21 protein-coding genes are annotated in these 22,045 nt (G+C 72.4%); 7 read left to right on the top strand and 14 right to left on the bottom strand.

All coding sequences use genetic code 11. The annotated features are described in order from the left end of the window. Positions 1 to 271: 271 nt before the first annotated feature. The 7 genes from BIU94_RS08335 to BIU94_RS08305 form a co-directional block, all read right to left on the bottom strand. Positions 272 to 1,924: an ABC transporter ATP-binding protein gene (locus BIU94_RS08335; RefSeq protein ID WP_071257180.1), complete on the bottom strand. Its 1,653-nt coding sequence runs from the start codon at positions 1,922 to 1,924 to the stop codon at positions 272 to 274. Further along, a complete protein-coding gene (locus BIU94_RS08330) occupies positions 1,921 to 2,490 on the bottom strand; it encodes a GbsR/MarR family transcriptional regulator (RefSeq protein WP_071257178.1) in 570 nt (189 codons plus the stop codon). Before BIU94_RS08330 ends, BIU94_RS08335 begins: the two co-directional genes overlap by 4 nt. Beyond that, on the bottom strand, positions 2,487 to 3,896 hold the full coding sequence (locus BIU94_RS08325) for a serine hydrolase (protein ID WP_071257176.1): 1,410 nt from the start codon (positions 3,894 to 3,896) through the stop codon (positions 2,487 to 2,489). The genes BIU94_RS08330 and BIU94_RS08325 overlap by 4 nt, the downstream gene beginning before the upstream one ends. A 103-nt stretch (positions 3,897 to 3,999) precedes the next feature. Further along, positions 4,000 to 4,890 (bottom strand): ABC transporter permease, encoded by an 891-nt coding sequence (locus BIU94_RS08320; protein WP_071257173.1) that lies wholly within the window; start codon positions 4,888 to 4,890, stop codon positions 4,000 to 4,002. Continuing rightward, on the bottom strand, positions 4,887 to 5,828 hold the full coding sequence (locus BIU94_RS08315) for an ABC transporter permease (protein WP_071257744.1): 942 nt from the start codon (positions 5,826 to 5,828) through the stop codon (positions 4,887 to 4,889). Before BIU94_RS08315 ends, BIU94_RS08320 begins: the two co-directional genes overlap by 4 nt. Continuing rightward, positions 5,828 to 7,231 (bottom strand): M14 family zinc carboxypeptidase, encoded by a 1,404-nt coding sequence (locus BIU94_RS08310; RefSeq protein ID WP_071257171.1) that lies wholly within the window; start codon positions 7,229 to 7,231, stop codon positions 5,828 to 5,830. The genes BIU94_RS08315 and BIU94_RS08310 overlap by 1 nt, the downstream gene beginning before the upstream one ends. A 16-nt stretch (positions 7,232 to 7,247) precedes the next feature. Next, the gene (locus BIU94_RS08305; RefSeq protein WP_071257169.1) at positions 7,248 to 8,837 is read right to left on the bottom strand and encodes an ABC transporter substrate-binding protein; all 1,590 of its coding nucleotides are present in this window, start codon (positions 8,835 to 8,837) and stop codon (positions 7,248 to 7,250) included. A 180-nt stretch (positions 8,838 to 9,017) separates the two neighbouring features. Here BIU94_RS08305 and BIU94_RS08300 point away from each other — a divergent pair, with 180 nt between their 5' ends. Next, positions 9,018 to 9,644: an FMN-binding negative transcriptional regulator gene (locus BIU94_RS08300; RefSeq protein WP_071257167.1), complete on the top strand. Its 627-nt coding sequence runs from the start codon at positions 9,018 to 9,020 to the stop codon at positions 9,642 to 9,644. Further along, on the top strand, positions 9,641 to 11,125 hold the full coding sequence (locus BIU94_RS08295) for an amidohydrolase (RefSeq protein WP_071257164.1): 1,485 nt from the start codon (positions 9,641 to 9,643) through the stop codon (positions 11,123 to 11,125). The genes BIU94_RS08300 and BIU94_RS08295 overlap by 4 nt, the downstream gene beginning before the upstream one ends. A 6-nt stretch (positions 11,126 to 11,131) precedes the next feature. On the opposite strand, the gene BIU94_RS08290 is transcribed toward BIU94_RS08295, so the two are convergent. Genes BIU94_RS08290 through BIU94_RS08280 form a run of 3 tightly spaced genes read right to left on the bottom strand, consistent with a single transcriptional unit; the run spans position 11,132 to position 13,200 of the window. Next, positions 11,132 to 12,061 (bottom strand): Fpg/Nei family DNA glycosylase, encoded by a 930-nt coding sequence (locus tag BIU94_RS08290; protein WP_071257162.1) that lies wholly within the window; start codon positions 12,059 to 12,061, stop codon positions 11,132 to 11,134. 19 nt (positions 12,062 to 12,080) lie between these two features. Continuing rightward, a complete protein-coding gene (locus tag BIU94_RS08285) occupies positions 12,081 to 12,569 on the bottom strand; it encodes a ribose-5-phosphate isomerase (RefSeq protein ID WP_071257160.1) in 489 nt (162 codons plus the stop codon). Positions 12,570 to 12,591: 22 nt separating this feature from the next. Further along, positions 12,592 to 13,200: an XRE family transcriptional regulator gene (locus BIU94_RS08280; protein ID WP_071257158.1), complete on the bottom strand. Its 609-nt coding sequence runs from the start codon at positions 13,198 to 13,200 to the stop codon at positions 12,592 to 12,594. Here BIU94_RS08280 and BIU94_RS08275 point away from each other — a divergent pair. Beyond that, positions 13,199 to 13,717, top strand: coding sequence for a GNAT family N-acetyltransferase (locus tag BIU94_RS08275; protein WP_071257150.1), 519 nt, complete (start codon positions 13,199 to 13,201; stop codon positions 13,715 to 13,717). The genes BIU94_RS08280 and BIU94_RS08275 overlap by 2 nt on opposite strands. Before the next feature lie 130 nt (positions 13,718 to 13,847). On the opposite strand, the gene BIU94_RS08270 is transcribed toward BIU94_RS08275, so the two are convergent. Further along, complete coding sequence (locus BIU94_RS08270) at positions 13,848 to 14,408, bottom strand: disulfide bond formation protein DsbA (protein ID WP_254783033.1); 561 nt, start codon at positions 14,406 to 14,408, stop codon at positions 13,848 to 13,850. A gap of 245 nt (positions 14,409 to 14,653) precedes the next feature. Between BIU94_RS08270 and pepN the strand changes: the two genes are divergently transcribed. The 3 genes from pepN to BIU94_RS08255 all read left to right on the top strand — a co-directional run bounded on the left by pepN (position 14,654) and on the right by BIU94_RS08255 (position 18,851). Continuing rightward, positions 14,654 to 17,251 carry an aminopeptidase N gene (gene pepN / locus BIU94_RS08265; RefSeq protein ID WP_071257148.1) on the top strand — a complete coding sequence of 866 codons (2,598 nt, stop codon included), beginning with the start codon at positions 14,654 to 14,656 and terminating at the stop codon, positions 17,249 to 17,251. Between the two features lie 77 nt (positions 17,252 to 17,328). Continuing rightward, entirely contained in the window at positions 17,329 to 18,393 is a 1,065-nt protein-coding gene (locus BIU94_RS08260) for a mechanosensitive ion channel family protein (RefSeq protein WP_071257143.1), read from the top strand. Next, on the top strand, positions 18,390 to 18,851 hold the full coding sequence (locus tag BIU94_RS08255) for a globin (protein WP_254783026.1): 462 nt from the start codon (positions 18,390 to 18,392) through the stop codon (positions 18,849 to 18,851). Before BIU94_RS08260 ends, BIU94_RS08255 begins: the two co-directional genes overlap by 4 nt. 85 nt (positions 18,852 to 18,936) lie before the next feature. On the opposite strand, the gene BIU94_RS08250 is transcribed toward BIU94_RS08255, so the two are convergent. Together BIU94_RS08250 and BIU94_RS08245 are read right to left on the bottom strand one after the other, a co-directional pair. Then, a complete protein-coding gene (locus BIU94_RS08250; protein WP_071257141.1) occupies positions 18,937 to 19,779 on the bottom strand; it encodes an NAD(P)H-binding protein in 843 nt (280 codons plus the stop codon). Positions 19,780 to 19,816: 37 nt separating this feature from the next. Beyond that, a complete protein-coding gene (locus tag BIU94_RS08245; protein WP_071257138.1) occupies positions 19,817 to 20,518 on the bottom strand; it encodes a hypothetical protein in 702 nt (233 codons plus the stop codon). 68 nt (positions 20,519 to 20,586) lie between these two features. Here BIU94_RS08245 and BIU94_RS08240 point away from each other — a divergent pair, with 68 nt between their 5' ends. Next, positions 20,587 to 21,444 (top strand): acyl-CoA thioesterase II, encoded by an 858-nt coding sequence (locus BIU94_RS08240; RefSeq protein ID WP_083404687.1) that lies wholly within the window; start codon positions 20,587 to 20,589, stop codon positions 21,442 to 21,444. Between the two features lie 136 nt (positions 21,445 to 21,580). Here BIU94_RS08240 and BIU94_RS08235 read toward each other — a convergent pair whose 3' ends face one another. Continuing rightward, positions 21,581 to 22,036 (bottom strand): thioesterase family protein, encoded by a 456-nt coding sequence (locus BIU94_RS08235; RefSeq protein WP_071257133.1) that lies wholly within the window; start codon positions 22,034 to 22,036, stop codon positions 21,581 to 21,583. Positions 22,037 to 22,045: the final 9 nt, after the last annotated feature.

The raw sequence follows: 22,045 nt of genomic DNA, 5'->3' as shown, positions 1-22,045 counted from the left end.
GGCGTCACCGACGCTGCCAGCGCCGCTGCCACTGCCACTGCCACTGCAACCGCAGCCGCCACCACCACAGTCACAGTCACCGGGCGGGTTGGGGCAGGGCGGGGCGGGTCAGATTCGGCTCCAGCGGGATCCGGGCTGTGCGGACGGCGCCAGGCCAGCGCGCGGTGGCGGTCATCCCCCAGCCTCTGACGTTCTCGGTTCACGAACCCCGGAGTTCACGAACCGAGACCGTCAGCCGCCGTGTTGTTGCACCGGTTGTCCAGCCGAGTGCTCAACCGACCCGCTCGGCGAGGCGGACCGCACGCCGCGCCGCCTGCTCGTCGGGGTCCGGCACCGGAGCCGCCTGCACGAGCCGCCGCGTGTACGGGTCGCTCGGCGACCGCAGGACGGCGTCGCGTGTTCCCTGCTCGACGATCGTCCCGTGGTGCAGCACGACGACCCGGTCGCACAGCGTGTCGACGACGGCCAGGTCGTGGGTGACGAAGAGGCAGGCGAAGCCCAGGCGTTCCTGCAGCTCGCGGAAGACGTCGAGCACCCGGGCCTGCACGGAGACGTCGAGGGCGCTCGTCGGCTCGTCGGCGATGAGCAGGGCGGGGTCGAGCGCCACCGCGCGGGCGATCGCGACACGTTGCCGCTGGCCGCCGGAGAGCTCGTGCGGGTAGCGCTCGCGGAAGCCGCCGTCGAGTCCGACGTCGGCGAGCAGCCGGTCGACCCGCTCGTCGACCTGCGGCGTCGGCAGGCGCAGGATCTGCCGGAGCGGCTCGGCGACGGTCTGCCCGACCGTGTACCGGGGGTTCAACGAGCGGAGCGGGTTCTGGAACACGACACCGACGTGCCGTCGCATCGCGCGTCGGCCGACGCGGCCGGCTCCCGCCACGTCGGTGCCGTCGACCACGACGGAGCCGGACGTGATCGGCGCGAGGCCGACGGCGGCCCGGCCGATGGTCGTCTTCCCGCTGCCGGACTCCCCCACGAGTCCGACGATCTCGCCGCGCTCCACCGAGAACGACACGTCGTCGACGGCGCGGAAGCGGCCGCTCAGGGCACCGCCGTACTCGACCACGAGGTGTCGGACGTCGAGGACGGGCGACGGGGGCGTCGCGGCGGGGCCGAGCCGGGCCTCCCCACCGGACCCGGTGCCCATGCGCGGGACCGCGGCGAGCAGGTCGCGCGTGTACTCGGCGGTCGGCGCGGCGAAGACGGCGCCCACCGTGCCCGTCTCGACGACGCGACCACGGCGCATGACGACCACCCGGTCGGCGATGTCGGCGACGACGCCCATGTCGTGGGTGATGAGCAGGACCGCGGTGCCGGTGCGCTCCCGGAGCGCGCGGATGACGTCGAGCACCTCGGCCTGCACCGTGACGTCGAGCGCCGTGGTGGGCTCGTCGGCGATGAGCAGGTCCGGGTCGGCGGCGAGCGCCATCGCGATCATCACCCGCTGCGCCTGACCGCCGGAGAGCTCGTGCGGGTACTGCCGCAGTCGACGCTCCGGATCCGGCACCTCGACGGCGCGCAGCAGCTCGACCGAGCGCGCGCGGACGGCGGCACGGTCCAGACCCGGGTCGGCGCGGCGGACGGACTCGGCGATCTGGAAGCCGATGGTGAAGACCGGGTCGAGCGCCGCCGACGGGTCCTGGAAGACCATCGAGACGCTGCGGCCGCGGACCCCGCGCATGGCCCGTTCGTCGGCGCCGACGACCTCGAGGTCGCCGAGGCGGACGCTGCCGGTGGCGCGGGCACCCTCCGGGGCGATGCCCATCGCGGTCATCGCCGTCATGCTCTTGCCCGACCCGGACTCCCCGACGACGGCGACGACCTCGCCGCGACCGACCGTGAACGAGGCGTCGTCGACCGCGCGCACCTCGGTGCCGTCCACGTCGAAGGTGACGGTGAGGTGGTCGACGTGCAGGACGTCGGTCATGGGGTCTCCGATCGGTCGGTGTCGTCGCGGGCGGCCTTGAACGCCTCCCACTCCTGGAGCATCTCGTGGTGGTAGCCCTGCAGCCACTGCATGTAGTCGCGGCCGTTCAGCAGGCGTTCGCGCACCTCGGCGTCCACGTCCCCCGCGGCGGTGCGCCCGGCGGACTCGACGATCGCGAGCCCCCGGCCGATGACGTCGCGCTGCCGGTCCAGGTACTTGCGCTCCCCCGCGAGCCAGGAGCCCCAGACGTCCGCCTCGGCGCGGAAGTAGTGGCTGCGCTCGCCGGGGACGGTGTGGCGCTTCACGAACCCGGTCTCGACGAGCCGTCGCGTCGCCATCGAGATCGACCCGGAGCTCGCGCCGAGGGCCGCCTGCAGGTCGGCGGAGGACGAGTGCGGCGCGCGGGTCACCAGCAGGTAGCCGAGCACCCGGGCGTCGGTGAGGGGCATGCCCGCGGCGTCGTTGAGCATCAGGGCGAACTCCTCGACGAAGGCCTGCCGTTCCGGCTCGAGCAGCCGGTCGTCGGCGCCGCCGGTCTCCCCCGTGGACGCCCCCGGGCCGGTCACGACGCGAGCCCTGCGGCCACCTCGGGCGACTCGACCGGGATCGTCCACGGTTCCTCGGACATGCCGCCGCCGCCGCGGATCGAGCGGACGGTGCCGTCGGCCGCACGGTCGTAGGTGACGTCCTCGTCCACCGACCCGAAGCGGTTGCCGTGGGTCATCCGGAGGGTGTCGGCGTCGACGACCTCGAGCCGGGTCGGGGTCTCGAGCGGCGACGGTGCGGACGGGTCCACCAGGACGAGCCGGTCGCCGATCCGGGCGACGTCGGTGACGCCCCACGGGTTCGCGAAGCGTCCGGTGTAGGCAGCGGTGTCGACGTCGTCGGGCACGGGCGTGCCGGGTGCGTCGGCGTCGGCCGCGGCGTCGAGCATCTCGATGATCGCGGTCGCGATGAGCGTCGCCGGCCCCGCGGCGGCGCTCGTCAGCACGGACACGACGAGGCCGGAGGCGGGGTCGAACATCGACTGCGTGATGTGGCCGGGGAAGCCGCCGGAGTGGCCGCGGACCTCACGCCCGTTGATGCGGTCGACGATGAAGCCGGCGCCGTAGCCGCGGGCGGCCGGGTCGTCGGTGGCGCTCCAGGCCTTGCGCTGCGCCAGGCGCTTCGAGTGGTCGTCGAGCAGGGTGCCCTGGCCGATGACGTGCTGGGAGAAGTACCGGACCAGGTCGGACGCGGTGCCGTGGAAGCCGGTCGCGGCAGCCATCGCCCGGGTGTCGACGTGGTCGATGCGCTGCCGGTGCCGCGCGGTGTGGAAGCCGGTGTACCCGACCACGAAGTCGTCGGCACGGGTCGGGTCCCAGTCCGGACCGGTGTTCCGCAGGCCGAGCGGCTCGGTGATCGACTCGCGGACGAAGTCGTTGTACGACCGGCCGGAGACCGCCGCGATGACGAGCCCGAGCAGCGAGTAGCCGAGGTTCGAGTAGTTGAACGACGAACCCGTCGGCACCTTCTGGCCGCGGTCGAGGACGAGCGCGAGGAGCTCCTGCTCGTCGGGGAACGGCCGCAGGAGCGACCAGTAGTCGCCGTCGTGGCCGTCGCGGATGACGCCGGCGCCCATCTCCATGAGCTCGCGGATGGTCGCGTCGGCGATCGGGGAACCGCCCTCGACGAGTGCGGGCAGGTGGGTGCCGACCGTGTCGTCGAGGCGCAGGGCGCCGCGCTCGGCGAGCTGCAGCAGCGCCGTCGCGGTGAAGGTCTTCGAGTGCGAGGCGATGCGGAACAGGTCCGTGGTGGTCAGGCGACGCCCGGCCTCGACGTCGGCGTGGCCCCACGCCTCGTCGAACAGGACCTCGCCGCCGTACCCGACGGCGACCTGCACGCCGGGCACGCGCAGTTGCCAGACCTTGTACGACACCCAGTCGTGGACGTAGGGCAGGGTCGTGCGGTATGCGGCGAGGGTGTCGGTCACGGTGGTCCTTTCGAGAGCGGTACGTCGAGTCTTGCGCGCCACACCGATGCGGGTCGAGTGCCGCGCGCGACACCGTCGCGGGTCGGGTGCCGCGCGCGGCGGGTCAGCGTCGGCGTGGGTCGAGCGCGGCGCGCAGGGTGTCGCCGAGGGCGATGACGGCGAGCACGGTCACGGCGAGGAACGCCGCGGGCGCGACGAGCATGTGCGGGGCGCGGAGGAACTGCGAGGTGGCGGCGGACAGCTGCAGCCCCCAGGAGACCGCCGGCCGCTCGAGCCCGATGCCGAGGTAGGTGAGCGTCGATTCGGACACGATGACCCCGCCGACGGTGATGGTCGCGAGCACGAGGAGCGGCGAGACCGACGAGGGCAGCACGTACCGGGTCGTGATCCGCCAGGTGGACAGCCCCATCGTGCGGGCGGCGAGCACGAACTCGGCGTTCCGGACGCTGCGGACGCTCGACCGCACGAGCCGGGCCATCGTCGGCCACCCGAACAGGGCGAGCACGAGCGACACCGTCAGCACCGACCGCTCCCCCACGCTGTTGAGCACCACGACGGCGCCGAGCAGGAAGGGGAAGCCGAGGAACACGTCGGTGAGCCGGGCGAGGGCGGCGTCCACCCAGCCGCCGACCATGCCCGCGACCGTCCCGACGACGACCGCGACGACTCCGGCGAGCACCGTGGTGAGCACGGCGACGGCGACCGAGGACCGCGTGCCGTGCACGACGTTGGCGTAGACGTCGCAGCCCTGCAGGTCGAAGCCGAACGGGTGGCCGTCGGTCGGGGCGTCGCCGCTCCGGCCGAGGTCGCACGCGCGGGGGTCGCCGTGGCCGAACAGCCCCGCGAGCAGCTGCGGGAACGCGGCGACGAGGAGCACCACCGCGAGGACGCCGGCGGGCAGCCAGAACCCGGGGGTGCGGACGACGGCGAGCAGGGGGCGCCGGCGACCGGCGACGACGGGTTCGACGGTGGCGCTGAGGGCTGCGGTGGTCATCGGGCGGCTCCGGTCCGGACACGGGGGTCGAGGGCGGCGTGCAGTAGGTCGACGAGCACGCTCGTGACGAGGAACACCAGGATGAGGGCGGTCGAGATCCCGACGACGACGGCGCCCTCGTGCGAGCGGATGCCCTGGAACAGCAGGTTCCCGACGCCGGGCAGGTTGAAGATGCCCTCGATGACGACGGTGCCGCCCATCAGGTAGCCGAGGTCGGTCGCCAGGTAGGTGGCGGTCGGGATGAGCGAGTTCCGCATGACGTGCACGCCGACGATCCGACCAGGGGTCAGCCCCTTCGCCCGCACGGTGCGCACGTGGTCGGCGTCGAGCGTCTCGATCACCGAGGTGCGGGTCAGCCGCGACACCGCCGCCAGCCCGAACAGGGCGATGACGAGGGCCGGCAGCACGTAGGCGGTGGGCCACCCGGCGGTCGCACCGGCGACCGGGAACCAGTGCAGCCGCACCGAGAACACGAGTTGCAGGGCGACCCCGAGCACGAAGACCGGCACCGCGCCGACGACGATCGTGCCGACGAGCACGGTCTTGTCGAGGACCGTGCCGCGGCGCAGCGCGGAGAGCACGCCGAGTCCGATGCCGAGCACGATCTCGAGCGCCCACGCGGTGAGCGCGAGCGTGACCGTCACCGGCCACCGCGAGGCCATCTGCTCGCCGACGGACTCACCGCTGAAGTCGGTGCCGAAGTCGCCGCGGAACAGCCCGCCGATGTACCGCAGGTACTGCTCCCAGAGCGGCTGGTCGAGGTGGTACTCGGCCCGGAGCGCGCGGACGACCGCGTCGCTGAGCGGTCGGTCGCCGCCGAGCGCCCGGATCGGGTCGCCCGGCAGCGCGAAGGTCATCGCGTAGATGAGGAACGTCACCCCGAGGAACACCACGACCAGGCCGCCGAACCGACGGCCGACGGCGAGCGCCGGGCGCATCACGCGCCTCCCGTCCGTCCCGTGGTGACCAGCTGCGGTCGGGAGGCGCGGGTCGGGTCCGCCACGTGCGCCGCGCAGGCGAGGATCGCCCCGTACTGCACCCCCACCAGCTTGCTGATCGGGATCGGTTCGGCGCCGGTCGCCTCGTCCGCCTGCCAGACCGCGTAGCGCTCCGCCAGGCGGTCGCGGAGCCGCCGCAGCGGCGCAGGGGCGGTGCCGGCGACGGTCTCGGCCTCGAGCGCGCGGAGCAGCATGCCGCCGTAGCGCAGGCGGAAGCAGCGGACCAGGTCCTCGCAGCCGAAGCGCTCCGCGACCGTGGCCATCCGCTCCGCCGGCTCGCGGTCGGCACGGGCACGGTCGGTGTCGGTCATCCCGCCGATCATCGGGATGAACGCGCGGGAACCCTCGAGGAACGGCGTCTCGATCGTGAGCATCGGCGTCGCGGCGTCGAGGACCTCCTGCAGCTCCGCGCCCGAGGCGCCGAGGGCGTCGGCGCACCGGCGGAGCAGGTGGGCGTACGGCTCGGACGTCGGGGTCTGGTCGTCGGCGTCCGGGTGGCTCCAGTACGGCAGTTCCGCCACCAGGCACAGGGCCCCGTGGCGCATCGCCCACGCCGCGCTCGAGGCGCCGTGGATGTGCTCGCCGGGGTCGATGCCGAGCCCCTCGAGGTAGTCGTACGCGGCCTCGACGCCCTCCATCGCGAACACCGCGGGGGCGAACGCGCGCAGGTACGGCGACTCCGGCTCCCCGGTGTCGAGCGGCAGCCCGAGCGCGGCCGGGACCGCGTGCAGGGTGTCGATGACGTCGGGCAGGTCCTCGGACAGGTAGTAGTAGACGCCGCCCATCTCACCGTTGTGCAGGCTCACGAGCAGCTCGGGCTCGGTGTCGTCGATGAGCCGCATGAACGCGAGCGTCTCTGGGAGCACCTGGTCGAAGTACACCGACCCGTGGCTGTTCGGGAACGTCCACTCCACCTGGCTGTCGGGCGCGGGCCGGTAGAAGCCCCGGGCGTACCGGACCCGGTCGTGCGGGTCGTGGAACCACGCCTCGTTGAGCCGCATGCCGTCCGGGTCGATGGTCGGGACGACGTGCCAGGTGGTGTCGAGCGCGTCGGCCGTCGCGGTGTCGGTGGCCATCGTCTCGGCGAGGTGCAGCGCTGTCCACGAGCCGATCGGTTCGTTCGGGTGCACGCCGCCGACGACGACGGCGGCGTGCGACCCGGACCCGATCCGGTAGCTGTGGAGCGGTTCGCCGAGCCGGCTGGTGCCGATGCGGGTGACCGTGACCCGGTCCGGGTGGGCCGCGGCGAGCGCGGCGAACCGGGCGTGCAGGTCGTCGACGAGGGGGAAGCCGTCGCGGTCGGGGACCGAGGTCGCGAGGCGGAGGACGGTGCGCTGGTCCATGTGGTGGTGCCGGTCCCTACTGCACGGTGATCTGCGGGACGACCGGGCTGCCGTCGACGGCGGGCAGCGACGCGATCTTCTCGCTGACGACGTACGAGTACTTGTCGAAGAAGGTCGGCACGACCGGGAAGTCGGCCAGGACGGCCTCCTGGGTCTGGGCGTAGTAGTCGTTCGCCTCGTCCTGGGAGCCGGCGGAGTCCGCCTTCGCCAGGAGCTCGTCGACCTGGTCGGACTGGTAGTACCCGGTGCAGGGCGCGCACCCGCCGGCGGTGGTGAACAGCGCCCGGAGGGTGTTCTGCTGGCTGGCGTACAGGGCACCCCAGTGGCCGAAGTGCGGGCCCTCGATCTCCTTGTCGGTGAGCTGCGAGTAGTACGACGCCCAGTCGGTGGTGGCCTTCGCCTCGGTGTCGACGCCGAGGTTCTGCCGGATCTGGTTCGCGTAGGCCTCGTACAGCGAGTCGAGGCCGTTGCCGCCCGGGTACACGAGCGTGATCGAGCCCTCGAACCCGCCGGCGTCGGCCAGGAGCTGCTTGGCCGCCGCCGGGTCGAACTCGCACGCCTCGCCGCAGATGCCCTCCTGCGTGCCGGACATGTTCGGCGGGGTGAGCGCGGTGGCGGGTTCGTACAGGCCGCCGTAGATGGCGTCGTTCACCTCGTCGCGGTCGATGGACATCGAGATCGCGCGGCGGACGTCGGGGTCGGCGTACCGGTCGTCCCAGAGCGGGAAGCCGAGGTAGTCGATGCCGGGGGCGTCGAACGAGTGCAGCCGGTCGCCGAAGTCGGCGTCGGCGCTCGTCATCTTGTCGGTCGGCAGGAACAGCACGTCCGCGTTGCCGGCGAGGACGTCGGTGTAGGCGGTGTTCATGTCCGAGTACGGCCGGAAGGTGACCTCGTCGGTCTTCGCCTTCGTGCCCTGGTAGCCGGACCAGGCGCTGACGGTGAACTCCTGGTTCGCCTTCCGCGCCTCGGTCATCTCGTAGGGGCCGTTGCCGATCGGCTTCGCGTCGTAGGCCTTCAGGTCGTCGTAGGCGGCCTCGGGCATCGGGTAGAACGCGGTCTGCGCCTGGCTGAGCTGCAGCGGGAACTGGCTGTCCGCGTGGGTGAGCGTCACGGTGAAGGTGTCGTCGCCGGTGACCCGCAGCCCGGACATCTCCTTCGTCGTCGGGGTGCCCTTCGCGGGGTTGAGGTCCGAGTAGCCGACGATCGCGGCGAGCTGGCCGCTGTTCTCCCAGGCGTTCGGCCCGTAGGCGGTGTGGTTCCACGCCTTCACGTAGCTCTCGGGCGTGACGGGCTCGCCGTTCTGGAACTCCCACCCGTCGCGGAGCGTGATCGTCCACGTGGTGGCGTCGTCGCTCGTGACGCTCTCGGCGGCGACGTCCTGGAGCTCGCCGTCGGCGTCGGTCTCGGTGAGCGGGGCGAACAGGGCCAGGGTCTGCGTGAACGCGACGGTCTGGCGTCCCGGGGTCAGGTGGTCGGGCTCCCCGGTGGCGTAGACCAGGCTGCCGCCGCCGGCGGCGGAGTCGGCGTCCCCGCCGGCCGAACAGCCCGTGGCCACCAGCACCACGGTGGCGGCCGCGGCCAGCGCGGTGATCGTCCTGCGTCGCATGATTGCTCCTCGATCGGTGCGACCGGGTCCCTGCCCGGCCGTCGTTGTCGAGGAACCTAGGGTCCGGCGAATCCCGACCACAAGACTTGTTTCAATGATCTCTGAAACCTTTACCGCGCTGAAACACGACCGAAACCCCGCCGCTCGCGCCCCGGCGGGCTGCTGTGCCACGCTCGGAGCATGCGGCACACACCCCACTTCCTGATGACCGACCCGGCCGAGGTCCGGCGGCTCGTCGCCGAGCACCCCTGGGCCACGATCGTGTCGCACACCGCATCGGGCATCGTCGCCTCGCACTACCCGTTCCTGCTCGAGGAGCCCCGTCCCGACGAGGACCCGGACGACCTCGTGCTCGTCTCGCACGTCGGCCGCCCGGACGAGGTCGCGCATGAGCTCGGGCAGCACGAGGTGCTCGTCGTCTTCCAGGGGCCGCACGGCTACGTCTCCCCCGCCTGGTACCCGCCGGAGCAGTTCGTCCCCACCTGGAACCACGTCACCGCGCACGTGTGGGGCACGCCGGAGATCCTGTCCGACGACGAGAACTTCCGGGTGCTCGGCGAACTCGTCGACCACTTCGAGCGCGTCATGCCGGAGCCGGTGTCCCTGCAGGTCGACGAGGAGACCGCCCGCCGGATGGCGAAGGGCACCGTCGGGATCCGGATCCGCGTCACCCGGGTCGACGCCCGCGCGAAGCTCTCGCAGAACAAGGCCCCCGAGGTCGTCGAGCGGATCCTCGCCGGCCTGCGGGGCGACGGCCCGTACGCGTCGCCGGCGCTCGCCGACGAGATCGAGCGGGTCCGGCCGTGACGGCGGGGACGCAGGAGGTCCTGCTCCGCACCGTCCGGCGGGTGGGCACCTCCGGCGCGCCGTCCGACGTCCGCGTGGTCCACGGCCGGGTGTCCGAGGTCGGGCCGGCCGGCACGCTCGACCCCGCCGGCCCGGACACCGACGTCGTCGAGACCGGGGGCGCCTGGCTCGGCCCGGGCCTCGTCGACCACCACACGCACTTCGACCAGTGGGCCCTGGCGCGCCGCCGGGTCGACGTCTCCGGCTGCGACTCGGCCGAGGCGACCGCCGACCTGCTCGCCGCGGCCGCGCGCACCGGAGGGACCGACGGCGTGCTCGTCGGACACGGCTACCGCGACGGCATGTGGCCGCGCCCCGCACGACGCGCGCTGCTCGACGGGGCCGCACCGGGCCTCCCGGTCGTCGTCATCAGCGGCGACCTGCACGCGGTCTGGTGCAACGCCCTCGCACTCGCGCACTTCGCGGTCGTGCTCGGCCGGCCGCTGCCGGCGGGCGAGGACGGCGTCCTGCGCGAGCAGGACGCGTTCGACGTCACCGGCGCGCTGTCGCAGGTGCCGGACGCCGTGCTCGACGGCTGGGTGGCGGACGCGGTGGAGGCCGCCGCCGCCCGCGGGGTGACGCGCGTCATCGACCTCGAGATGCGCTTCGGCCTGGACCGGTGGGTGCGCCGGGTGCACGCGGGGACCGACGGACTGCGCGTGTCCTCCGGGGTCTACCCGGGCGAGCTCGACGCGGTGCTCGCGCGCGGGCTCCGGACCGGCGACGTCGTCGAGGGCACCCGCGGCCTGCTGACGATGGGGCCCTTCAAGGTGATCACCGACGGGTCGCTCGGCACCAGGACGGCGGCGATGGCCGACGGGTCCGGCGTGCTGGCCTGGCCGTTCGACGACCTCGTCGCGATCACCCGCCGCGCGGTCGCCGGCGGGCTCGTCCCCGCCGTGCACGCGATCGGCGACCGGGCGAACACGCTCGCGCTCGACGTCTTCGAGGCCGTCGGCGCACGCGGCACGATCGAGCACGCCCAGCTGGTCGCCGACACCGACGTCGACCGGTTCGCACGGCTCGGCGTCGCCGCGTCGGTGCAGCCCGAGCACGCGATGGACGACCGCGACGTCGCCGACCGGCACTGGGCGGGCCTGACCGAGCGGGCCTTCGCCTTCGCGTCGCTCGCACGGGCCGGCACCCGACTACTGCTCGGGTCCGACGCCCCGGTGGCACCGCTCGACCCCTGGGTGTCGATGGCCGCGGCGGTCGGCCGCGACCGTGACGGCCGCGGACCCTGGCACCCGGCGGAGCGGCTCACCGCGTTGACGGCATGGCGCGGGTCGACCGACGGCGGCCGCACCACGGTGGCCGTCGGCGACGTGGCGGACCTGGTGCTCGTCGGGTCCGATCCGCTGGCGGCCTCGTCAGCGGCCCTGCGCGACGTGCACGTGCTCGCGACCGCGATCGCCGGACGGTTCACGCACCGCGAGCTCTGACGCGCGCTACTTCTGGTCCTTCGGGCACCAGTAGAGCTTGCGGCCGGCCATGTCGGCCATCCGGATCTCGGTGCCGCACACCCGGCAGGGCTCGCCCTGGCGGTGGTAGACCCAGTGCCGGTCCTTCCGCGAGCGCTGCGCCTTCTTGTGGTCGGCGTCGGACAGGCCGTCCATGGTCATCATCAGGCCGTCGCGGACGCCGTCGTGCAGCAGCTTCGACCAGTCCGCCCACAGCGCCTTCGCCTGCTTGACGGTGATCTTCTTGCCGGGCTTGTACGGGTCGATGCGCTGCCGGAACAGCAGCTCGGCGCGGTAGATGTTGCCGATCCCGGCGACCACCGACTGGTCCATGAGCAGCTGGCCGATGGCGACGTTGCGCTTCCGGACGTTGTCCACGAAGGTCTGCTCGGCCTCGGGGCCGTCGTCGTTGATCGGGTCCGGGCCGAGCTTGTCGAGCGCCTGCTGCACCTCGGCCGGGGTCTCGACGACGCAGGCGGTCGGACCGCGCAGGTCGGCGACGGTGTCCTCGGTCAGGATCCGGACCCGGACCTGCCCGACGGGGTCCGGCGGGAAGGACTCGATCGGGTCCTCGACCTTCTCCTGCTCGGCCATCCGGTACCGGGCGAGCCGGGGCGCGCCGATCGAGGCCAGGGACTCCTCGCCGTCGCCGTCCTCGGACAACGCCTCGGCGGACGAGATCACGCCGGCGAAGTCCCACGCGCCGTACAGGCCGAGGTGCACGCGCAGGAACAGGTCGCCCTCGAACTCCAGGAACATCTGCTTGGCCACGGCGCGCGCGGCGACCATGCGCTTGCCGTCGAGCTGCGCGGCCCCGGCGGCGAACCGCCCCTGCGGACTCGACACCTCGCACCGTTTGCCGACGAAGTGCCGGGTGAACTGGTTGGCGATGCGGTGGACGGAGTGACCCTCGGGCATTCGTCCTGTCTACTCGGCCTTACTGATCGATCTGCCTGCCGGCGATCAGCCCGGACGTCTCGTACTCGGCGAGCTGCGCGATGCGACGGGCGTGGCGCTCCTCGCCGGAGAACGGCTCGGCGATGAACAGGTCGACGAAGCGGATCGCCTCGGCCTCGGTGTGCTGGCGGGCGCCGATCGAGATGACGTTGGCGTCGTTGTGCTGGCGGGCGAGCAGCGCGGTCGACTCGTTCCAGACGAGCGCGGCCCGGATGCCCTCGACCTTGTTCGCGGCGATCTGCTCGCCGTTGCCGGAGCCGCCGAAGACGACGCCGAGCGCCGGGACGCCCGCGCGCTGGTCCTGCACCACGGCGTGCGCGGCGTTGATGCAGAACGAGGGGTAGTCGTCGAGCGCGTCGTACGCGGTCGGCCCGTGGTCCACGACCTCGTGCCCGGCCTCGGTCAGGTGGGTGGCGAGGGTCTGGTTGAACTCGAGGCCGGCGTGGTCCGTTCCGAGGTGGATGCGCATGGCTCCGATCCTATTCCCGCGGTCACTGCCCCCGGACCACGACGACGACGTACCGCACGTCGGTCTCGCCCGGGTTCCGGTAGACCACGTCGGCAGGGTCGCCGAGCTCGATCCGGTCCCCCGCACCGAGCCGCGTCGGCTCGCCGCCGACGACGAGCTCGAGCACCCCGTCGACCACCCAGATGCAGTGCCGCAGGAACGCGTAGGCGGACGCCGGGTACGCCACCTCGCGGCCGGCCGGGAGGCGCACCTCGGTGACGTCCGCGGGGAACGCCGCGCTCGAGACCGGACGGCGGCGGTACCCGGTGTCGGGATCGGTCCAGGAGTCGGCGGTCGCGCCGCGCTGGACGCCGCGCGCCTCGTCGGGATCGGTCGCCCTGGGCACCTCGTGCTGCAGGGCCTCGTCGAGGAGCTGCGAGACCGTCAGGCCGAACGCACCGGACAGCCGTCCGAGGATCGTCGCCGTGGGGCTCGACACCCCGCGTTCGACGCGGTTGATCATGGCGCGGGACACACCCGACTCCTCGGCGAGCTCGGTCAGGCTCCACCGCCGCTCGGTGCGGAGGCGCTGCAGCCGCTCGCCGAGGGCGCGTTCCGCGAGACCCGAGTCGTCGTCTACGATGTGAGACATGACGACAGCATATGCGACGAACGGGGTCGTGATCCGCGACTGCACCCCGGCCGACCTCGACGTCGTGCACGCCCTGCACGTCGACGCCGTGCTGCACTCGACCGCCATCTGGCAGGACGAACCGCACCCCCGGTCGTACTTCGACGGCTGGCTGTCCGGACGGCAGGGCGACGGGTACCCCGTGCTCGTCGCCGAGGTCGACGGCACCGTGGCCGGGTACGCCACCTACTCACAGTGGCGGCCGCACCACGGGTACCGGCTGACCGTCGAGCACAGCGTCTACGTGGTCGAGTCGTTCCGCGGCCGGGGCATCGCCTCGACCCTGATGCGGTCCCTCGTCGGGCGGGCGACCGCCGAGGGCCGGCACGTCATGATGGCCGGGATCTGCAGCACGAACACCGGGTCGATCGCCCTGCACGAGCAGCTCGGGTTCCGCGCGGTCGCGGTCGTGCCCGAGGTCGGACGCAAGTTCGACCGCTGGCTCGACCTGACGCTCATGCGCCTGCCCCTCGCCTGACGGAACGGACGTGGCCGCGGCGACCCGCGCCTCCCGTCTGCCGTCCGCGAGCACCGACGAACGGAACCTGGTTCCGGACACGGAACCACGGGATACCGCGGTGCTGTGTCCGGAACCTGGTTCCCGGGCGTCAGGCGGTCGTGTCGAAGATCGGGCCGACCGTGCGCGAGCGCTTGAGCTCGAAGAAGCCCGGGTACTTCGCGACCGCGACGACGCCGTCCCACAGGTCGAGCGCCTCCTGGCCCTTCGGCGCCGGGGAGATGACCGGGCCGAAGAAGGCGGTGCCCTCGACGGCGATCACGGGGGTGCCGACGTCCTGCCCGACACGGTCGATGCCGTCCTGGTGGCTCGCACGGACGGCCTGGTCGACCTCGTCCGTCCAGGCCTGGTCGAGCAGGTCGGCGTCCAGGCCGAGTTCCTCGAGCACCGCGGGGACGACCTGCGCGGGATCGGACTCCTGGCGGTGGTGGATGTGCTCGCCGAGCGCGTCGTACAGCGGCTTGACGATCTCGTCGCCGTTCCGCAGGCGTGCCGCCGTGACGATCCGCGGGTACACCTGGCCCTGCTCGAGGCGCTCGCGGTAGGTGTCCGGCACGTCCTGGTCCTCGTTGAGGACGAACAGGCTCATCACCTTCCACGTCACGTCGAGGTCGCGGTGCCGGGCGACCTCGTCGACCCAGCGGCTCGTCATCCAGGCCCACGGGCAGTTCGGGTCGAACCAGAACTCCACGGTGCTCTTCTCCGCAGTGCTCTTCTCCACAGCGGTGCGTGCGGCGGCGGGTTCGGTCGTGTTGTCCACAGTCGTCTCGGTCACGCTGTGAGCGTACGCGGCGTCGCTAGGCTGGAGCCCATCGTCCCGCCGGTGCACGACGCCGCTCCGGGACTCCCCCGCGCGGACACCGATCGTCCGCGTCCCCAGCGAAGATGGAGCGTTGCGTGCCCGGAGAGAACCTCACCCGAATCGAAGCACAGGAGCGCGCGAGCGTCGTCGCCGTGCAGACCTACGACGTCGAGCTCGACCTGACCCGCGGTGCGGAGACGTTCGGCAGCACCACCCGCGTCCGGTTCACCGCGACGGCCGGTGCCTCGACCTTCATCGACGCGATCACCGCGACGGTGCACTCGATCACGCTGAACGGCACCGCCCTCGACGTGGCGGCGGTGAACGACGGGGTCCGGATCCAGCTCGACGACCTGCAGGAGCAGAACGAGCTCGTGGTCGTCAGCGATGCGCTGTACACGAACACCGGCGAGGGGCTGCACCGCTTCGTCGACCCCGTCGACGACGAGGTCTACCTGTACTCGCAGTTCGAGGTGCCCGACTCCCGCCGCATGTTCGCGGTGTTCGAGCAGCCCGACCTCAAGGCCGAGTTCACCTTCACGGTGACCGCGCCGTCGCGCTGGCAGGTCGTGTCGAACTCCCCCACCCCGGAGCCGCACGTCGACGGCGACGTCGCGACCTGGTCGTTCCCGCCCACCGCACGCATCTCGAGCTACATCACGGCGCTCGTCGCCGGCCCGTACGAGGTCGTCCGCGACGAGCTCACCAGCCGCGACGGCCGCACCATCCCCCTCGGCGTCTTCGCGCGCCGGTCCCTCGCCGCGTACCTCGACCCGGAGTACGTGTTCGAGACCACGAAGAAGGGCTTCGCGTACTTCGAGGAGAAGTTCGACGTCGCCTACCCCTTCGAGAAGTACGACCAGCTGTTCGTCCCGGAGTTCAACGCGGGCGCGATGGAGAACGCCGGCGCCGTCACCTTCACCGAGACCTACGTCTTCCGGTCGAAGGTCACCGACGCCATCAAGGAGCGCCGGGTCGTCACGATCCTGCACGAGCTCGCCCACATGTGGTTCGGCGACCTCGTCACCATGAAGTGGTGGAACGACCTCTGGCTGAACGAGTCGTTCGCCGAGTGGGCCTCCACGATCGCCACCGCCGAGGCCACCGAGTGGACCGAGGCGTGGACCACGTTCCAGGCGATGGAGAAGTCCTGGGCCTACCGCCAGGACCAGCTCCCCTCGACGCACCCGATCGTCGCGACGATCAACGACCTCGAGGACGTCCAGGTCAACTTCGACGGCATCACGTACGCCAAGGGCGGCTCCGTCCTGAAGCAGCTCGTGGCGTGGGTCGGCATCGACGCGTTCTTCGCGGGCGTCTCGGCGTACTTCAAGAAGCACCACCACTCGAACACCGAGCTGCGCGACCTGCTCGTCGAGCTCGAGGCCACGAGCGGCCGTGAGCTCACCGAGTGGTCGAAGGCCTGGCTCGAGACCGCCGGGGTGAACACACTCCGCCCGGAGATCGAGGTCGACGAGTCCGGCGCGATCACGTCGTTCGCCGTGCTGCAGGAAGCGCCCGCCGACCACCCGACGCTCCGTCCGCACCGTCTGGCGATCGGCGTCTACGCCTTCCAGGACGACGCGTCCGCGCCCTTCGGCGCCGGTGCCGCGTCCGCCGGCGGCACGCTCGAGCGGGTCCACCGCGTCGAGATCGACGTCGACGGCGCCCGCACCGAGGTCCCCGAGCTCGTCGGCGTGCACCGCGGCGACCTCGTGCTCCTCAACGACGACGACCTGGCGTACGCCAAGATCCGTCTCGACGAGCGTTCCCGCACGACGGCGATCGAGCACCTCGCGTCGATCGCGAACCCGCTCGCCCGCTCCATCGTGTGGGGTGCGATGTGGGACGCCACGCGCGACGCTGAGTCGCCCGCGAGCGACTACGTCCGCCTGGTGCTCGGCAACATCGCGACCGAGACCGAGTCGACGACGATCCGCACGACGCTCTCGCAGCTGCTGCTCACGGCCCGCAACTACGTGGCACCGGCGCGGGTCGACGCCACGGTCCGCACGGTCGGCGACACGCTGTGGAACCTGGCGTCGAGCGCCGAGGCCGGCTCGGACGCGCAGTTCCAGTTCGTGAAGTTCTTCGCGCAGATCCCGTCCACCCCCGAGCACGTCGCGACGCTCCAGGGCCTGCGTGACGGGTCCGTCACGCTGCAGGGCCTGGAGATCGACACCGACCTGCGCTGGGAGCTGCTCGAGGGCCTCGTGCTCGCGGGTGCGGCTGCCGGCACCGAGATCGACGCCGAGCTCGCCGCCGACAAGACCGCGTCCGGTGAGCAGGCCGCGGCCCGCGCCCGGGCGACGATCCCGACGGCCGAGGGCAAGCTCGCCGCGTTCTCGTCGCTGGTCGACTCGGCCGAGCTGCCGAACGCGATCGTGCGGCAGACCACGGTCGGGTTCCAGCACGTGAACAGCCCGGTCGTGCTCGAAGGCCTCGTGCCGGAGTACTTCGCCGTGCTCACCCGCATCTGGGCCGAGCGGAGCTACCACATGGCGGACACCATCGTCTCGGGCCTCTACCCGGCGCCCCTCGCGTCGACCGAGCTCCGTGACGCCGCCGCGGCGTGGCTCGAGGAGCACCCGGAGACGCCGGCCCTGCGCCGCATCGTGACCGAGAGCCTGGCGGGCACCGAGCGTGCGCTCCGCGTGCAGGCCGCCGACGGCGCGGACACCACCGGCGCCTGAGCCGCATCCACCCACCCGGACGGGGTGTGGCGTTCCTCCAGGGACACCACACCCCGTCCCCCTACCATCGACCGGACATGATCTCGGCTGCAGACACCACCGACGTCCCGAAGTGGGCGTCCAACGCATTCACCCAGTTCGTCGACGCCTGGCACGTCCCCATCACGATCGTCATCACGATCCTGGCGGCGATCGTGCTGCGGCTGCTCCTCCGGCGCATGATCAAGCAGGTCGTCGACCGCGTCGTGCACGGCGTGAAGAAGCGGCAGGGCGCCGAGGACACCCAGGCGCTCGTCGCGTCCCCGGTGCAGACCGCCCGCGTGGTCCAGCGCACCCGGACCCTCGGGAGCGTGCTCGAGAACCTCGCGACGGTCGTCGTGGTGGTCATCGCGCTGGCGATCATCATCCCGGTCGCGATCCCGAACGCCGCCGTCGGGATCGTCGGCGGTGCCTCCCTCGTCGCCGCCGGGCTCGCCGTCGGCGCGCAGTCGATCGTCAAGGACCTGCTCTCCGGCGTCTTCATGATCCTCGAGGACCAAGCCGGCGTCGGCGACGTCGTCGACACCGGCCAGGCCACGGGCGTGGTCGAGAACGTCGGCCTGCGGGTCATGCAGATCCGCGACGTCAACGGGATCCTGTGGTTCGTCCCGAACGGGCAGATCCTGCGGGTCGGCAACCTGTCGCAGGGCTGGTCGCGCGTGCTCGTCGACATCACGGTCCCCTACGACACCGACATCGACGCCGTGCAGGACGCCCTGCTCCGGGCCGCGGTCACAATGTCGCAGGAGCCCCGCTGGCGCCAGCGGATCGTCGAGAAGCCGGAGATCTGGGGGCTGCAGTCGATCTCCGACGACGGCATGGTGTTCCGGCTCGTCGTGAAGACCCGTGCCTCCGAGCTCGACGTCGTCGGCCGCGAGCTCCGCACCCGTCTGAAGCGCGCCGTCGACGAGCTCGGCATCACCCTCCCCGCGATGGCGATGATCATGCCCGAGGGCTGGGAGAACGCCACCTCGATCAACGGCCTGCGCACCGTCCGCACGCAGCCCACCCCCGCTCCGACGCAGCCCCGCCGCCCCCGGCGCACCCTGCTCGGCAAGCCGGCCCAGACCGACCGACCCGACGACGGGAACGACGCCAGATGACCGACCCCACGTCGCCGAACGGCATGCCCGGCACCCCGGGGCAGCCGATCACACTGCGCGTCGGCGCGAACGGGGCCGCCGCCACCGGGTCGCTGTTCGACCGCATCGGCGGGGCACCCACCTTCGACCGTCTGGTCCGCCGCTTCTACGAGGGCGTGCAGCAGGACGACGTGATCTGGCCGATGTACCCGGCCGACGACCTCGACGGCGCGATCTGGCGGCTGTCGTCGTTCCTGCAGCAGTACTGGGGCGGGCCGGGCACCTACAGCGAGGAGCGCGGGCACCCCCGCCTGCGGATGCGGCACATGCCCTTCCGCATCACGTCGGAGGCACGCGAGCACTGGCTGCAGCACATGCGCACGGCCGTCGAGTCGCTCGGACTCGCGCCCCTCGACGAAGCCGAGCTCTGGGCGTACCTCGACCGAGCCGCGCACGCCATGACGAACACGTTCGACTGACGCCCGGCGGTCTGCCGCGGTCCGTGACGGCCGGGAGGCCCGTGGCGGACACGACCACGGGCCTCCCGCCCGCCACCCGGTCACCTCACACCCGGTAGGACCCGTCCGCCAGGTCCGCGACCAGTGACGGGCCGGCCGGGGCCCAGCCGTACGCGGCGCGCGCGTGCGCGCCCGTCGCCTCCTGGTGCAGGAGCAGTGCGTCGGCGAAGTCGGCCCCGAGGCGTGCGCGGCTGTCGTCGGCGCTCTCGGGGACCACCGGCGAGCCGTGTGCGCCGGCCTCGGCGAGCTCGCGCACCGTCGGGGCGTCCCCGTTCACGGCGACGACGGAGCCGTCCTGCTCGGCGCGTTCCAGGGCGAGGACGTAGAGCTCACCGAGATCGTCGACCTGCACCGTGGTCCAGCGCTGCGACCCGTCACCGACGAGCCGCACCGGTTCCTCGCCGTCGCCGACGAACATCGTGGGGATGCCGCCGCCGTGCCCGTACACGATGCCCGGCGCGACGATCGTGGTGCGCACGGCGCTCGCCCGGACGGCGGCCTCGTTCGCGGTCCGCCACGCGGTCAGCGCGGGCGGGTCGACCGGCGACTGCTCGGAGATGTCCGTCGAGTCGCCGAAGGTGAAAACGCCGCCGGTGTGCACGAAGGGCTTCGTGGTGCCGTCGAACGCCGCGAGGACCGCGCGGACGAAGTCCGGGTCGACGTCGGGCGCCGACGCGGTGTGCACCACACCGTCGTGCTCCTGCAGCAGGCGGTCGACGACCGCGGCGTCGGTCAGGTCGCCGACGACCGCGTCGCCCCCGGCGTCACGGACGCGCTGCGCCTTCTCGTCGGAACGGACGAGGGCGGTGACGTCGTGCCCGTGCGCCACCAGCGCACGCAGGACGGAGGAGCCGATGAAGCCGGACGCGCCGGTGAGGAAGACGTGCATGCCCCCACCCAACCACCGGCGGTCGGAGCGGTGCCCGTCAGAGGGAGAGCGTCCAGGCGCGACGCTTCACGAGCACGTGCCCGCGCGACGTCGTGAGCCGACTCCACGGACCGGTCTCGAACAGCCGGACCGGGTCGTGCCCGAGGAACCCCAGGCTCTCGCCGGCGAACCCGGCCCCGGCGGGCAGGTGCTCGATGCCCGGAACCGGTCGCCCCCAGACCTCGGAGCGGACCTTGCGGACGATGGCCTCGCCGGCGTTCGACGGCACGGCCTCGGCGACCTCGGTGATGCCGTCGCGCGTGGCGCGCCGCAGGAGCTCCGGCGAGACGTCCGGCAGGGGCACCCACCCGCCGCGCGGCGGCGAGATGGCCGCCCACGTCACCGTGTGGACCTCGTGCGGGAGCTCGACCTCGATCGGGGTCGCCCGCGTCGGGTCGGCACCCTCGGCGTGCTCGGCGTCCTGCGCCTCGGCCAGCAGGCGGAGCCGCTCGAGCAGCGACTGCAACGGCACGACGACGTCGATCGTCGCGGGCTCCGTCAACGAGAACGTGCGCAGCCCCAGCACGGTCGGCAGCTCGTCGAGCAGGCCGAGCGGGTAGAGGATCGCCGTGTACACCGCGAGGACACCGGAGTCGGCGATGAGCCGCACCGAACCGTCCTCGATCCGGGCTGCCCGCCCGAGGTAGGTGCGGAGGTCACCCAGTGAGGCGGCGTCGGGAAGCGTGAACGAGGTGCTCATGTCGGCTCCGATCCTACCGGCCGTGCCCGGGTGCACCGGGTCCGTCCGCCGTTCGTAGACTGCACCACGTGAACGGAGAACCGGACTTCCTGCGGACCCTGCGACTCGAGGACACGGGCGCGAGCACCGGCGAGACCATCCTGACCGGCGTCAGCCACTGGTCACCCGGCGGGCGGGTGTTCGGCGGTCAGGTGCTCGCGCAGTGCATCGTCGCCGCGCAGGCCACCATCGAGGGCCGCGACATCCACTCGATGCACGGTTACTTCCTGCGCCCCGGCGACATCGACGCCCCGATCACGTTCGGCGTCGAGCGCATCCACGACGGCCGGTCGTTCGCGACCCGCCGCGTGCAGGCGTACCAGCAGGGGGTGCCGATCTTCTCGATGATCGCCTCGTTCCAGGCGCCCGACACCGGGGTCGAGCACCAGGACGCCGTCCCGGTGGACGTCCCCGACCCGGAGTCCCTGCCGTCGGCGGCATCGATCCTGTCCGCGATCGACCACCCGGTCGCGCAGGCATGGGCCGAGCGCTCCATCGACCTGCGCCACGTCGAGGGTCCCGTGTTCGTCGACGTGCAGGGCGAGCACGTGGCGCACCAGGCCGTGTGGTTCCGCGTGCAGGGCGACCTGCCCGAGGACCGCGCCCTGCACCGCGCGGTGCTCGGCTACGCGAGCGACCTGTCGATCCTCGAACCGATCATGCGCCGCCACGGTGTCGCCTGGGGCACGCCCGGCGTGAAGAGCGCGAGCCTCGACCACGCGATGTGGTGGCACCGCGACGGCCGGGCCGACGACTGGGTGCTCTTCGTCGAGGAGTCCCCCAGCGCACAGGGCGGACGAGGCCTGGCGCTCGGCCGGATGTTCTCGCGCGACGGACGGCTGCTCGCCACCGTGGCGCAGGAGGGCATGATGCGGGTACCGCGCTGACCCCTGCGGGGCCACCCGCGGGTCCCGACCGGTGCCCGCGTCGGCGCCGGTCCCGGTGTAGGTCCCCGCGCCGGTGCCGGTGCCGGTGCCGGTCCCCGCGTCGGTGCCGGTGTGCCCGGCGCGGCCCCCGGCGCCGCTACGGCCGGCTGAAGGTGACCGGCTCCTCGAGGTACGCCTCGCACGCCGCCCGCTCGGGAGCGGTCAGGCGACGAGGACGGTTCGTCGCGGCGTCGACCATCACGAGCGCCGTCGTCGCCCGGGTGTAGAGCACGGCGGGGTCCTGCCCCACCGGGGACCAGACCTCGTACGACACGTCGATGCTCGCGCCGCCGAGCCGCCCGATCCACATCTGGATGTCGAGCGGCTGCCGCAGGTACGGGATCGACGCGAGGTACTCGAGCCGCTGCCCGGCGATGACGGTCATCGTGCCGGAACCCGGACGACCGTCGATGATCGGCTCCGGGATGCTGCCGTCCGCCGACCGCTCGTCGGGGTCCGCGCCCCAGAACCCCACGATGCGCGCCTCTTCGAGCAGGCGCAGCATCGCGGAGTTGTTGACGTGACCGTACGCGTCGATGTCGCTCCACCGCATGCGGATCGG

It is taken from the genome of Curtobacterium sp. MMLR14_006, from assembly GCF_001864985.1.
In the GTDB taxonomy this organism is placed as follows: Bacteria; Actinomycetota; Actinomycetes; order Actinomycetales; family Microbacteriaceae; genus Curtobacterium.
The sequence above is the reverse complement of the archived record's forward strand: the minus strand, read 5'-3'. Positions and strand labels throughout refer to the sequence as shown.

What these genes read in the sequence shown, in the direction of transcription:
- BIU94_RS08280 (WP_071257158.1), bottom strand. Translation starts at nt 13,200, where the DNA reads ATGTCTCACATCGTAGACGACGACTCGGGTCTCGCGGAACGCGCCCTC.
- BIU94_RS08320 (WP_071257173.1), bottom strand. Translation starts at nt 4,890, where the DNA reads ATGACCACCGCAGCCCTCAGCGCCACCGTCGAACCCGTCGTCGCCGGT.
- BIU94_RS08300 (WP_071257167.1), top strand. Translation starts at nt 9,018, where the DNA reads ATGCGGCACACACCCCACTTCCTGATGACCGACCCGGCCGAGGTCCGG.
- BIU94_RS08255 (WP_254783026.1), top strand. Translation starts at nt 18,390, where the DNA reads ATGACCGACCCCACGTCGCCGAACGGCATGCCCGGCACCCCGGGGCAG.
- BIU94_RS08245 (WP_071257138.1), bottom strand. Translation starts at nt 20,518, where the DNA reads ATGAGCACCTCGTTCACGCTTCCCGACGCCGCCTCACTGGGTGACCTC.
- BIU94_RS08250 (WP_071257141.1), bottom strand. Translation starts at nt 19,779, where the DNA reads ATGCACGTCTTCCTCACCGGCGCGTCCGGCTTCATCGGCTCCTCCGTC.
- BIU94_RS08270 (WP_254783033.1), bottom strand. Translation starts at nt 14,408, where the DNA reads ATGACGAGCCGCTGGGTCGACGAGGTCGCCCGGCACCGCGACCTCGAC.
- BIU94_RS08275 (WP_071257150.1), top strand. Translation starts at nt 13,199, where the DNA reads ATGACGACAGCATATGCGACGAACGGGGTCGTGATCCGCGACTGCACC.
- BIU94_RS08305 (WP_071257169.1), bottom strand. Translation starts at nt 8,837, where the DNA reads ATGCGACGCAGGACGATCACCGCGCTGGCCGCGGCCGCCACCGTGGTG.
- BIU94_RS08285 (WP_071257160.1), bottom strand. Translation starts at nt 12,569, where the DNA reads ATGCGCATCCACCTCGGAACGGACCACGCCGGCCTCGAGTTCAACCAG.
- BIU94_RS08290 (WP_071257162.1), bottom strand. Translation starts at nt 12,061, where the DNA reads ATGCCCGAGGGTCACTCCGTCCACCGCATCGCCAACCAGTTCACCCGG.
- BIU94_RS08310 (WP_071257171.1), bottom strand. Translation starts at nt 7,231, where the DNA reads ATGGACCAGCGCACCGTCCTCCGCCTCGCGACCTCGGTCCCCGACCGC.
- BIU94_RS08335 (WP_071257180.1), bottom strand. Translation starts at nt 1,924, where the DNA reads ATGACCGACGTCCTGCACGTCGACCACCTCACCGTCACCTTCGACGTG.
- BIU94_RS08315 (WP_071257744.1), bottom strand. Translation starts at nt 5,828, where the DNA reads ATGCGCCCGGCGCTCGCCGTCGGCCGTCGGTTCGGCGGCCTGGTCGTG.
- BIU94_RS08260 (WP_071257143.1), top strand. Translation starts at nt 17,329, where the DNA reads ATGATCTCGGCTGCAGACACCACCGACGTCCCGAAGTGGGCGTCCAAC.
- BIU94_RS08235 (WP_071257133.1), bottom strand. Translation starts at nt 22,036, where the DNA reads ATGCGGTGGAGCGACATCGACGCGTACGGTCACGTCAACAACTCCGCG.